This window comes from Roseococcus sp. GW821-FHT12F05 (genome assembly GCF_058806835.1).
Genome location: NZ_JBXAQB010000019.1, coordinates 51,256 through 62,781, shown reverse-complemented (window position 1 = coordinate 62,781; position 11,526 = coordinate 51,256). Strand labels below are relative to the sequence as shown.

8 protein-coding genes are annotated in these 11,526 nt (G+C 71.5%); 4 read left to right on the top strand and 4 right to left on the bottom strand.

The genetic code is table 11. The features are described from left to right. The first annotated feature begins 21 nt into the window (after positions 1 to 21). The 4 genes from AC1ROY_RS30310 (at position 22) to AC1ROY_RS30295 (ending at position 5,014) form a co-directional block, all read left to right on the top strand. Positions 22 to 816 (top strand): uracil-DNA glycosylase, encoded by a 795-nt coding sequence (locus AC1ROY_RS30310; RefSeq protein ID WP_493152675.1) that lies wholly within the window; start codon positions 22 to 24, stop codon positions 814 to 816. A 256-nt stretch (positions 817 to 1,072) separates the two neighbouring features. Next, complete coding sequence (locus AC1ROY_RS30305) at positions 1,073 to 2,740, top strand: transglycosylase SLT domain-containing protein (RefSeq protein WP_493152674.1); 1,668 nt, start codon at positions 1,073 to 1,075, stop codon at positions 2,738 to 2,740. A 43-nt stretch (positions 2,741 to 2,783) separates the two neighbouring features. Continuing rightward, complete coding sequence (moaB, locus tag AC1ROY_RS30300) at positions 2,784 to 3,317, top strand: molybdenum cofactor biosynthesis protein B (RefSeq protein WP_493152673.1); 534 nt, start codon at positions 2,784 to 2,786, stop codon at positions 3,315 to 3,317. 83 nt (positions 3,318 to 3,400) lie between these two features. After that, positions 3,401 to 5,014, top strand: coding sequence for an ABC transporter substrate-binding protein (locus AC1ROY_RS30295; protein ID WP_493152672.1), 1,614 nt, complete (start codon positions 3,401 to 3,403; stop codon positions 5,012 to 5,014). 27 nt (positions 5,015 to 5,041) lie between these two features. On the opposite strand, the gene AC1ROY_RS30290 is transcribed toward AC1ROY_RS30295, so the two are convergent. The 4 genes from AC1ROY_RS30290 to yidC form a co-directional block, all read right to left on the bottom strand. Then, positions 5,042 to 7,843 (bottom strand): ATP-binding protein, encoded by a 2,802-nt coding sequence (locus tag AC1ROY_RS30290; protein ID WP_493152671.1) that lies wholly within the window; start codon positions 7,841 to 7,843, stop codon positions 5,042 to 5,044. Positions 7,844 to 8,100: 257 nt separating this feature from the next. Beyond that, a complete protein-coding gene (argB, locus tag AC1ROY_RS30285; RefSeq protein ID WP_493152670.1) occupies positions 8,101 to 8,982 on the bottom strand; it encodes an acetylglutamate kinase in 882 nt (293 codons plus the stop codon). A gap of 73 nt (positions 8,983 to 9,055) precedes the next feature. Next, a complete protein-coding gene (gene yihA / locus AC1ROY_RS30280; RefSeq protein WP_493152669.1) occupies positions 9,056 to 9,727 on the bottom strand; it encodes a ribosome biogenesis GTP-binding protein YihA/YsxC in 672 nt (223 codons plus the stop codon). Continuing rightward, entirely contained in the window at positions 9,724 to 11,523 is a 1,800-nt protein-coding gene (gene yidC, locus AC1ROY_RS30275) for a membrane protein insertase YidC (RefSeq protein WP_493152668.1), read from the bottom strand. The genes yihA and yidC overlap by 4 nt, the downstream gene beginning before the upstream one ends. Positions 11,524 to 11,526 lie beyond the last annotated feature (3 nt).

Here is an 11,526-nt window from a genome sequence, read left to right as displayed (position 1 = left end):
GCGCCGCGCTAGACAGGTGTGATGGAAGCCGCCACCGAACGCGACGCGCTGATCGCCGCCCTGAGCTGGCAGGTCGCGATGGGTGCCGACGAGGCGATGCTGGACGCGCCCGTCGCCCGTGCCGTTACCGCCTTCGGCGCGCCGCCGCCCGAGCCCGCGCCGCGTCCTGCAGCAGCGCCCTCCGCGCCCGTGCCGTTGCGCCGGCTGCCGCCGGTCGGCGAGGCGGCCGCGGCGCTGGCCGCCGGCGCCTCCACGCTGGAGGAGCTGCGCGCCGCCATGGCCGGCTTCGAGGGCAGTCCGCTGCGCGAGACCGCGACCAACTTCGTCTTCAGCGACGGCGTTCCCGGCGCTGACGTGATGATCATCGGCGAGGCGCCCGGCGCCGAGGAGGACCGGCAAGGAAAGCCCTTCGTTGGCGCCTCGGGCCAGCTGCTCGACCGCATGTTCGCCACCATCGGGCTGAGCCGGGCAGAAAACCTCTACATCACGAACATCCTGCCCTTCCGCCCACCGGGAAATCGTACGCCCACGGACGCGGAGATCTCGCTCTTCCTGCCCTTCGTGCTGCGCCATGTGCAGCTCGCCGCGCCGCGCTTCCTGGTGCTGGCCGGCGGCGTCTCGGCCAAGGGCGTGCTGCAGGCGCGCGAGGGGATCACCCGCCTGCGCGGTCGATGGCATCAAGTAACGGTACTTGACGGGGCAGTATTCAGGGCTTTGCCGACTTGGCATCCCGCCTATCTGTTGAGAAACCCCATCGCCAAGCGTGAGGCCTGGGCAGACCTTCTCCTGTTGCAGCGCAATATGAAAAGTGACTAGATCAAGGCGGACTGCCGGCCCCGCGGGATGATCGGAGCGCTGTGTAACGGCATCTGGGCCGGTTGTCGGGGTGTTACAAAATCATCGCTTGCCAGCCCGCGCAGGACTGGCTACCCGGTAGCCGGTCATGCGAGCGATCTGCCCCATGGCCCGTCTTCGACCCGGCCTGATTGCCGGGTTTCTGCTTCTCGGCGCCGGGCTTGCCCCGGCCACCGCTCAACGGGCCAACGAACAGGCCGCTCCTTCCCAGGCGCGGATGCGAACGCAAATTGCCGGACTGCCGCAGCCGCTCTCGGCCGCGGACGCCGCCCGGCTCCGCCGCGCCTTCGAGGCCCAGGCCCGCGGCGACATGGCGACGTCCATCAGGGAGTCCGAGCGCCTCGACGACCGGCGCCTGATGGGGCACCTGCTGGCCGATCGCTATCAGCGCGGCGAGCCCACGATCTACGAGCTCCAGGCCTGGCTCGCCGACTTCTCCGACCTACCGGACGCGCCGGCCATCCACGAGGCCCTGGTCGGCCGCCTGCCGCGCGGCGCCGCCGCCCCGCCGCCGCCGAGCCAGCCTGAGCTTCAGGCGGACCTCCTCCCCGAGGACCGCGCGCCCGACGGTCTGCGTCTCTCTCGGGATCCCGGCCTTGAGCGAACCGTCACTCAGCGCCTCAACGAGGGCAAGCTCGACGCCGCGCTCGCGCTGATCCAGGCCCGCCGCGGGCTGACGCCCGCCTATCTCGCCCAGCTCAAGACCGAGATGGCGCAGACGCTCTTCCGCCTCGGCCGCGATGCCGATGCCTGGCGCCTCGCCCAGGAGGCGCTGCGCCATGCGCCGCACAACGCCTTCGCCGCCTATCAGGCCGGCCTCGCCGCCTGGGGTGCCGAGCAGTTCGACGCCGCCCAGGCCGCCTTCGAGCGCGCCGCCCGCAACGACAAGGCGCCGCCCACGCTCCGCGCCGCCGCCGCCTTCTGGGTCGCGCGCTCGGCCGTGCGGGGGCGCCGGCCCAACCTCTACGTGCCCTGGATGCTCCAGGCCGCGCAGGAGCCGCGCACCTTCTACGGCATGATCGCGCGCCGCAGCCTCGGCCTGCCGCCCGGCCTCGTCTGGGAGCGCGACCAGGCCAATGAATCCCACGCCCAGCAGATCGCCGAGACGGCCGGCGGCTGGCGCGCGCTGGCCCTGCTCCAGGTCGGCCAGAAGGACCGCGCGGAGGCCGAGCTGCGGCTGCTCAACCGCCGCACGCGCAACAACACCCAGGTGGTGCAGGGCATCCTGAGCGTCGCGCAGCAGGCCGGGCTGAACAGCCTCTCGGCCCAGGTCGCGACCCAGGCGCAGGGCGATGACGGCCGCCCGCGCGACATCGCCCGCTTCCCGCTGCCGACGCTTCTGCCGAACGGCGGGTTCCGGATGGACCCCTCGCTGCTCTACGCGCTGGCGCTGCAGGAGAGCCGCTTCGACAGCAGCGCGGTCAGCCGCGCCGGCGCCCGCGGCATCCTGCAGATCATGCCGGCGACGGCGAGCTACCTGGCCAACGACCCCTCGCTGCGCGGCGAGGGCGTCACCCGCCTGCACGATCCGGGTTTCAGCCTGGAGATCGGCCAGCGCTACATCCACTACCTCGTCCGGCATGAGGCGGTGCAGGGCGACCTGATCCGCGTGCTGGCGGCCTACAATGCCGGTCCGGGCAACCTCACGCGCTGGCTGCCGGCGACGCGTCATCGCTCCGACCCGCTGCTCTTCATCGAGAGCATCCCGATCAACGAGACGCGCAGCTTCGTCAGCCGCGTCCTGACCTTCAGCTGGATCTACGCGAACCGCCTCGGCCTGCCGACGCCCTCGCTCGACCAGCTCGCCGGCGGCAATTTTCCGACCTTCCCGAACGTGGAAGAGGTCACCGCCATGTTGCGGGAGCGCCCCCAGCGCTCCAACTAAGTCGGGATCGGCCGCTCAGGCCGGCCTCCGCAGAAGAGCCCCCATGCCCATCGATCCCGCCCGCGCCTTCGTCCCCGTGAACATTGCCGTCCTGACGGTCAGCGACACGCGCGACCTCGCTTCCGACCGCTCCGGCGAGACGCTGCAGGCCCGCATCGAGGCCGCCGGCCACCGCTGCGTCGCCCGCGAGATCTGCCGGGACGAGGCGGACACCATCGAGGCCAAGCTGCTCACCTGGATCGCCGATCCGGAGGTGGACTGCGTGATCACCACCGGCGGCACCGGCATCACCGGCCGAGACGTGACGCCCGAGGCCTTCGACCGCGTGCTGGAGAAGGAGATCTCCGGCTTCGGCGAGCTCTTCCGCATGCTGAGCTACCAGAAGATCGGCACCTCCACGATCCAATCCCGCGCCATCGGCGGCGTGGCGGGCGGCACCTACCTCTTCGCGCTGCCGGGCAGCACCGGGGCCTGCAAGGACGCCTGGGACGACATCCTGGTCTTCCAGCTCGACGCGCGCTTCCGGCCCTGCAATCTCGTCGAGCTGATGCCGCGGCTGAAGGAGCATCTGGCGTAGCTCCGGCCTCGGGCCGGCGTCTGGACAGTCCGGAAAGGGGCGTGCTTGGTTCCGCCCGAATCGCACCGGAAGGACGCTCCGTCTTGCCCCTCGGATACGCCCGTCGCGCGGCGGTGGCCGCGGCCGCCGCCGCGCTGCTGACCCTGCCGCTCCTCGCCGCCAACGCTCTGGCCCAGGGGGGCAACCCGCCTCCGAACCGGGTCCTGCGCGTGGTGCCGCATGCCGATCTCCGCACGCTCGACCCGGTCTCCGTCTCGGTCACCATCACCCGCATGCATGGGCTCGCGATCTACGAGACCCTCTTCGCCTGGGACAGCAAGCTCCAGTCGCAGCCGCAGATGGTCGGCGCGCACAGCGTCAGCCCCGACGGCCTCGTCTGGCGTTTCACCCTGCGCGAGGGCCTGCGCTTTCACGACGGCCAGCCCGTCACCACGCGCGACGTGATCGCGAGCCTGCGCCGCTGGATGGCGCGCGACGTGGTGGGCAGCCATCTCGGCGCCCGCGTCCTCGCGCTGGAGCCGGTCGACGCCCGCACCTTCGAGATGCGGCTCTCCCGCCCGCACGGCTTCGTCACCCAGGCGCTCGGTTCCGCGGTCGGGCAGATCCCGGCCATCATGCGCGAGGAAGACGCGCAGACCGACCCCTCGCGCCAGATCAGCACGACCATCGGCTCCGGCCCCTTCCGCTTCAACCGCGAGCGCTGGCTCTCCGGCCAGCGCGTCGTCTACGACCGCAACCCCGACTACGTGCCGCGCTCCGAGCCGGCGGACGGGCTGGCCGGCGGGCGCGTGGTGAATGTGGACCGGGTGGAATGGCTGATCATGCCCGACGCCGCCTCCACCGCCGCGGCGCTGCAGACCGGCGAGATCGACATCTGGGAGCAGCCGGCGCTCGACCTGCTGCCCGTGCTGACGCGTCGGCGGGAGATCCAGGTCCAGCGGCTGAACACGCTGGGCGGGCAGAGCATGCTCCGCCCCAACACCCTCTTCCCGCCCTTCAACGACCCGCGCGCGCGGCTGGCGCTGGCCTATGCCACCGACCAGGCCGAGGTGATGGCTGGCGGCTGGGGCGACGAGCAGTGGTGGCGGCGCTGCGAGGCCTATTTCGTCTGCGGCACCACCTACGGCAGCGAGGCCGGCGCCGCCGACTACGCCCGCCCCAACCTCGAGCGCGCCCGCCAACTGCTGCGCGAGGCCGGCTACAACGGCGAGCGGATGGTCTTCATCACCAGCAACGACATCCCCTCGATCGGCCGCATGGCGGAGGTGGTGGCGAGCAACCTTCGCGCGGTCGGCATGAACATCGACCTCCAGGTCAACGACTGGGGAACGGTGATCACCCGGCAGCCGCGGCGCGACCCGCCCAACCAGGGCGGCTGGAACCTCTTCGTGACCAATGCCTCGGGCGCGACGATGCAGGATCCCGCGACGAATATCGGCACCAACATGTCCTGCGACGGCCGCAACTGGTCCGGCTGGCCCTGCGACGAGGAGGCCGAGCGGCTGCGCGCCGCCTTCCTCGACACGCCGGAAGGCCCGGAGCGCATGCGCCTCGCGGAGGCGCTGCAGCGCCGGCTGGCGGAGACCCAGCCCTACCGCGTGCTGGGCCAGGTGGACACGCCCTATGCCCGCCGGGCCAATGTGCAGGGGGTGCTCGACGCGGCGGTGATGGTCTTCTGGAACATCCGGAAGCAGTAGGCCGGGCCGTCGGGCGGGCGGGGCCTCTCAGGCGGCGGCCTCCACTGCCGTGATGTGGGGAAAGGCCCGCCGCAGCTCCGCCAGCAGGCCGCGCACCCGCTCCGGTGCCTCCGGATCGTCGTCGCGCAGCGCCTTCAGCACGCCCCGCGAGGCCGCGACCAGCTCCGGCTCGCCGAGATGCCCGACCGTGCCCGTGATCGCGTGCACCGCCTCCAGCAGGGCGCGCTTCTCCGGCCCGGCGGCCTCCAGCTGATCCAGCCGCTTCCGCAGCTCAGCCAGGAAGAGCGGGCGGAGCGCGCCCAGGTCGCCGGGCACGGCGCCCTCCGCCTGCCTGTCGGAGACGAGCCCGGCCAGGACCCGCAGGAGCTGCGTGCGCTCCACCGGCTTGCTCAGATGGGCGACCATGCCCGCGGCGTGGCAGGCCGCGACGTCCTCGGGGAAGGCGCTGGCCGTGACGGCGACGACGGGGATGCGGCCCATCGCCCCCGGCATGGCCCGCAGCCGCCGCGTGACCTCGATCCCGTCCATGCCGGGCATCATCACGTCCATCAGCACGACGTCGAAGGGCCGGCCCTCGCGCGCGGCGACGGTCACTGCCTCCAGCGCGGCCGCGCCCTCGGTGACGGTCTCCAGCTCGAAGCCCGTGGTCGCCAGCAGCGCCCGCAGGACGGAGAGGTTGGCCGGCACGTCGTCCACCGCGAGCAGCCGCAGGCGCCGTCCGGCGCCGAGCGGCGCGCATTCCGGTGCCTCCTCGCCCCGCTCCTCGCCGCTCCCGTTCCCGGTCGCCAGGACCAGCGGCAGCTCGACCCAGAAGCAGGCGCCCGTGCCGCCGCGCGCGTCGGCGCAGCCGATCCGCCCGCCCATCAGCGCGGCGAGGCGCGCGGTGATGGAGAGGCCGAGGCCGGTGCCCTCCGCCTCGGAGGGGGCGAGGCGCGTGAAATCGGTGAAGAGGCGCTCGCGCTCGTTCTCCGGGACGCCCGGCCCCTGGTCGGCGACCTCGAAGCGCAGCAGGGCCGGGCTCGAATGCGCCGTCGCGTCCAGCCGGACGGTGCTGCCGCGCGGGGTGAACTTCACGGCATTGGCGAGCAGGTTCAGCACCATCTGCCGCAGCCGCGTGGCATCGGCCTCGATGCGCGCCGGCAGCCCCTCGGCCATGAAGCTGAGCCGCACCTCCTTGGCCTCGGCGAGCGGCTGCACCATGGCCAGCGCATCCTCGAAGATGGCGACGGCGGGGGTGGGCGCGATGTTCAGCGTCAGGCTGCGCGCCTCCATGGCCGCGAGGTCGAGCACCTCGTTGGCCAGCGCCAGCAGGTGGCGCGCCGTGGCGCCGACCAGCGTCGCCTGCCGGCGCTGCGCGGCGGAAAGGCTGGCCTCGCCCCCCATGCGCTCCGCCAGGCGCAGCAGACCCGAGAGCGGCGTGCGCAGCTCGTGGCTGACATGGGCAAGCAGCCGGGACTTGGCGACGGTGGCGCGGTCCGCCGCGTCGCGCGCCTCGCCGAGGGCGGCCATGGTCTGCCGCGCCGCGGTGATGTCGGACAGGATGACGACGGTGCCGCCCTCGGCCACGCGCTGCTGCGCGATGCGCAGCCAGCGCCCGTCCGCCATCTCGCGCTCGAAATAGCCGCCGGGGGTGCGGTGCGATTCGAGCGCCAGCGCGACCTGCGTCTCCAGCGGGGCCTGGGTGCGGGTCCTGAACAGCCCCCGGTCCAGCCAGACCCGCACGAGTTCCTCGAAGCGTATTCCCGGCGACAGGACCTGGTCGCCCAGGCCCATGAGCGCGCCGTAGCGGGAGTTGCAGACGATCAGCCGATCCTCGGCGTCCCAGAGCACGAAGCCGTCGGGCAGGCTCTCCACCGCATCGACGAGGCGCCGGCTGGCCGCCTCGCGCTCCAGCGCGGCCCGCTGGCGGGCGCTGAGCGCGACCAGCAGGGCGGCGGAGAAGGCCACCAGCAGCAGAGCGACCAGGGCCCCACCGCCGAGGACGCGCTGGCGGATCTGCATCCAGTCGGCCAGCGCCACCTCCTCGGGCAGCACCGCGACGGCGAGGAGCCCGGGGTAGAAGATGGTCCGCGCCGTGCCGAAGACGTCGCCCGCGCCCTGCCGGTTGGGGCTGCGGATGACGGCCCCCTGCCGGTCCAGACCGCGTGTCGGCTCGGGCAGCATCCGGCCCTCCAGCTCCTCCTGGCCCGGCCCGGCGGCGAGGACCATGCCGTCCGACCGCTCCAGCCGGATGCGCAGGGCCGAGGGGTTGACCATGGGGGCGAGGGCGGAGGTGATCAGCGCCGTCGGGATCTCGGCCGCTGCCAGGACGTCGGGCCGCCCGGCGCCCGACGGGATGCGGCGGACCATGACCAGCATGAGTTCGCCGGTCTGCGGATGCGGCACCGGGCCGAAGATCGAGGCCGTGTCGGGCTGCAGCTGCGCGCGCACCAGCGCCGCCGGGATGGCCATCGGCCGGCCGCGCCGCGCCTCCACGGCCGAGGCCCAGACCAGCCCGTCCATGTCGGCCAGCAGCAGGTTGCGGTAGGTGAAGCTGTGCGCCGTCATCTCGCGCAGCGCGCGACTCGTTCGCTCGGCGTCCCCGGTGTCGAGGAAGTCCTGCCCCATCAGCTCGCCGAGGCTGGTGAGCTGGCCTTCCACCTGCAGGAGGTGGCGGTTGAGCAGGGACTGGGCGACATCGGCGGCGCGCGTGACGACGCCCTCCGCCGCGGTGACGGACATCAGCTCGCCGCGCCAGAGCAGGCGGGCCACCAGCAGGCCCAACGACATCAGCACGACCGCCGTGGCGCCGAGGACCAGGACCTTCAGGCGGGCATGGCTCAGGCCCAAGGCGTGTGCGCCTGTCCCGGTGCGGGGAACGGGAAGCGGGTTTCCACCCGGAGCGCCCCGCTTGGACCGCGGTCCGGCGCGCCAGCCTGGGAAGCACCCATCATTTCCAACCTCTGGGGCGGCTGCCCGCGGCCCTCCGCGGGGACGATCCGCCTTCTATCCAGAGATTCTACTACCTGGGCGTGAAACTGTCGCGTGGATTTTCGCGCACAGCGCGAATTTTCGAAACGTTGGTCCGAAACGTCACGGCTGAAACGTCACGGCTTGATCAGCGTGCCCGCGCCGCCCACGGTGAAGAGCTCGCGCAATACCGCATGCGGCACCCGCCCGTCCAGGATCACGGCGCCCTTCACCCCCTGCTCGACCGCGTAGATGCAGGTCTCGACCTTGGGGATCATGCCGCCGGCGATCCAGCCCGCCGCGATGCCCGCGCGGGCCTGGGCCACCGTCATCTCGGTGATGAAATTCTTGTCGGCATCCATCACGCCGGGCACGTCGGTCAGCATGAGCATGCGCTCGGCCGAGAGCGCACCCGCGACGGCGCCGGCCACCGTGTCGGCGTTGATGTTGTAGGTCTGTCCGTCGGGGCCCGCGCCCACCGGGGCGATGACCGGCACGATATCGGCGCCGATCAGCAGCTTCAGCACGCGGGTGTCGATCTCCTCGGGCTCGCCGACGAGGCCGAGGTCCAGCACCTGCTCGATGTTCGAGCCCGGATCCTTGATCGTGCGCGTCGCCTTGCGGGCACGGATCAGCCCCCCGTCCTTGCCAGAGATGCCGACGGCGAGCGCCCCGGCGCGGGTGATGGATTCGGCCACCTGCTTGTTCACGGTGCCGCAGAGGACCATCTCGACGACCTCGACCATCTGCTGGTCGGTGACGCGCAGGCCCTGCACGAAGGTCGACTTCACGCCGAGGCGCGAGAGCATGGCGTTGATTTGCGGTCCGCCGCCGTGCACGACCACCGGGTTCACGCCGACCTGCTCCAGCAGCGCGATGTCGCGGCCGAAGCGCAGCGCGGTCTCCTCCTCGCCCATGGCGTGGCCGCCGTACTTCACCACCACGATCTGGTCGTCGTAGCGCTTGAGATAGGGCAGCGCGCCGGTCAGCGTCTGCATCTGCGCGAGGGCGTCGTCCATGGCGTGTCCTTGGGAGGAATTCACTCGGCTATCCGATGCGCGCCGCAGCGCGTCAACCCGGGTCGGACAGGGATCAGGCGGCCAGCGCGGCGAGCTCCGCGCGCAGTTCCTCGATGCCGGCGCCGGTCTCGCTGCTCGTGACGATCACCAGCGGATGGCCTGCGGGATGCTTGCGGGCCAGCGCCTGCACCTCGGCCTCGCGCTTCGCGAGCTGGGCGGGCTTCACGCCGTCGGCCTTGGTGAGCACGAGCTGGAAGGGCACGGCAGCGCGGTCCAGCAGGTCCATGACGGCGGTGTCGGAGGGCTTGGTCTCGATCCGGCTGTCCATCAGCAGCAGCACGCGGCGCAGATTCGGGCGCCCGCGGAGGAAGTCGAACATCAGCCCCTGCCAGTCCTCCTTCACCGTCTTGGACGCCTTGGCGTAGCCGTAGCCGGGCATGTCGACGAGGGTGAGCGGGCTCTCCTCGACGCGGAAGAAGTTGAGCTGCTTGGTGCGCCCGGGCGTGACGGAGACGCGGGCCAACGAGTTCTGGCCCGTCAGCGCGTTCATCAGCGACGACTTGCCGACGTTCGAGCGCCCGGCCAGCGCCACCTCGATCCCCTCGGGCGGCGGCAGGTGGTCGAGACCCTGGGCGGCGGTGAAGAAGGTGCTGGGACGCGCGAAGAGCAGCCGCCCCGCCTCGATCAGCGCGGCGCGCTCCTCGGCGTCGCGCGCCTCGCTCAGACCGCCGGCGGGAAGGCTCATTTCTTCACGGCGACGGCGCCGCTGCCACCCTGGGAAGGCGGCTTCTTCGCCTGCGCCTTCGCGTCCATCCGCATGATCGACCACTGCTGCGCGACCGAGAGCAGGTTGTTCCAGCTCCAGTAGATCACCAGGCCCGCCGGGAAGCTCGCCAGCATGAAGGTGAAGATCACCGGCATCCAGGCGAAGACCTTGGCCTGGATCGGATCCGGCGGCTGCGGGTTCAGCCGCTGCTGCGCGAACATGGTGAGGCCCATGATGAGCGCCCAGGCCGGCATGTGCAGGAAGTGCGGCGGGTCGAAGGGGATCAGCCCGAAGAGGTTGAACAGGTTCGTGGGGTCGGGCGCCGAGAGGTCGCGGATCCAGCCGAAGAAGGGCGCGTGCCGCATCTCGATGGTGACCAGCAGAACCTTGTACAGCGCGAAGAAGACGGGGATCTGCAGCAGGATCGGCAGGCAGCCCGAGGCGGGATTCACCTTCTCCGTCTTGTACAGGGCCATCATCTCAGCCTGCATCTTCTGCGGCTCGTCCTTGTAGCGCTCCTTGATCTCGGTCATCTTCGGACCGAGGATGCGCATCCGGCTCATGCTCTTGTAGGCTTTGTTGGCCAGCGGGAAGAAGGCGATCTTCAGCGCCAGCGTGAAGAGCAGGATGGCGATGCCGAAATTGCCGGTGAAGTGGAACAGCCAGTCGATCGCGTAGAAGAACGGCTTGGTGATGAAGTAGAACCAGCCAAAGTCGATCGCCTTGTCCAGGTTCTGGATGTGGAGCTGGTCGGTGTAGCGGTCCAGCAGCCGCACCTCCTTGGCGCCGGCGAAGAGGCGCGTCGTGAGATTCGCCGTGGCACCAGCCGCGACGGTGATGGCCGCCGGCGGCGCCACGTCCACCTGCCAGCGGTCCACCGCGCCGTCGCCGATGTGGCGGAAGGCTGATCGGAGCGTGGTGCCGTCGTCGCCGCGGGTCAGCGCCGTCAGCCAGTACTTGTCGGAGAGGCCGGCCCAGCCCTGGGTCGCCTCGTTGTCCCAGGCGGAGCCCTGGGCGCGGCGGTCGCCGGTCTGGGCCTTCTTGCCGTCGCTGTAGGTGATCTCGACGAGGCGGCCGTCCTGCACGGCGATGAAGCCCTCATGCAGGATGGCGAAGCCCGCGAGATGCGGCGTGCGCTCGCGCCGGACGCGAGCCCAGGGCAGCAGGGTGACGGGCTCGGCCGCGTTGTTCCGCACGCGCTGGTCGACATGGAACATGTAGTCGGAATCCAGCGAGACCACGGCCTCGAAGACCTGGCCCTGGCCGTTGTCCCAGGTGAGCGTCACCGGGGTGGTGGCCGAGAGAGGGCCGCCGGTCACGGTCCAGTCGGTGTCGTTGTCGGGCACGCGGGTGCGGTTGTCGGCGGCCGTCCAGCCCCATTGGGCGAAGTAACCGTCCGGCGTGCCGCGCGGGGCGAGCAGGGTGACCAGGGGTGAGTTGGGCTCGATGGTCTCGCGGTAGTCGGTCAGCGTGAGCTGCTCGAGAACCAGGCCGCGGGCGGAGAGGCGGCCCTCGACGCGGCCATTGTTCACCGTGATGACCTGGGCGGGCGTGGCCGGCGAGGCGGCCGAGACCTCGGCTCCCCCTGGGGTTCCTGGGGCCGCCGGGTTGGCCGGCGTGCTCGGGGCCGGCACCGCGGGCGCGGCGCCGGGCGAGGGCGCCTGGGTCGTGACGGCGGGCGGCGGCACCGGCGTGCGCGACTTGTTCCAGACCTCGAAGGTCAGCAGGATGCCGATGGAAATCGCGATCGCCGCGATGAGGCGCTTCTGGTCCATGGG

Coding starts and splice junctions, on each gene's coding strand:
- AC1ROY_RS30310 (WP_493152675.1), top strand. CDS start 22: ATGGAAGCCGCCACCGAACGCGACGCGCTGATCGCCGCCCTGAGCTGG.
- AC1ROY_RS30305 (WP_493152674.1), top strand. CDS start 1,073: ATGCGAACGCAAATTGCCGGACTGCCGCAGCCGCTCTCGGCCGCGGAC.
- moaB (WP_493152673.1), top strand. CDS start 2,784: ATGCCCATCGATCCCGCCCGCGCCTTCGTCCCCGTGAACATTGCCGTC.
- argB (WP_493152670.1), bottom strand. CDS start 8,982: ATGGACGACGCCCTCGCGCAGATGCAGACGCTGACCGGCGCGCTGCCC.
- yihA (WP_493152669.1), bottom strand. CDS start 9,727: ATGAGCCTTCCCGCCGGCGGTCTGAGCGAGGCGCGCGACGCCGAGGAG.
- yidC (WP_493152668.1), bottom strand. CDS start 11,523: ATGGACCAGAAGCGCCTCATCGCGGCGATCGCGATTTCCATCGGCATC.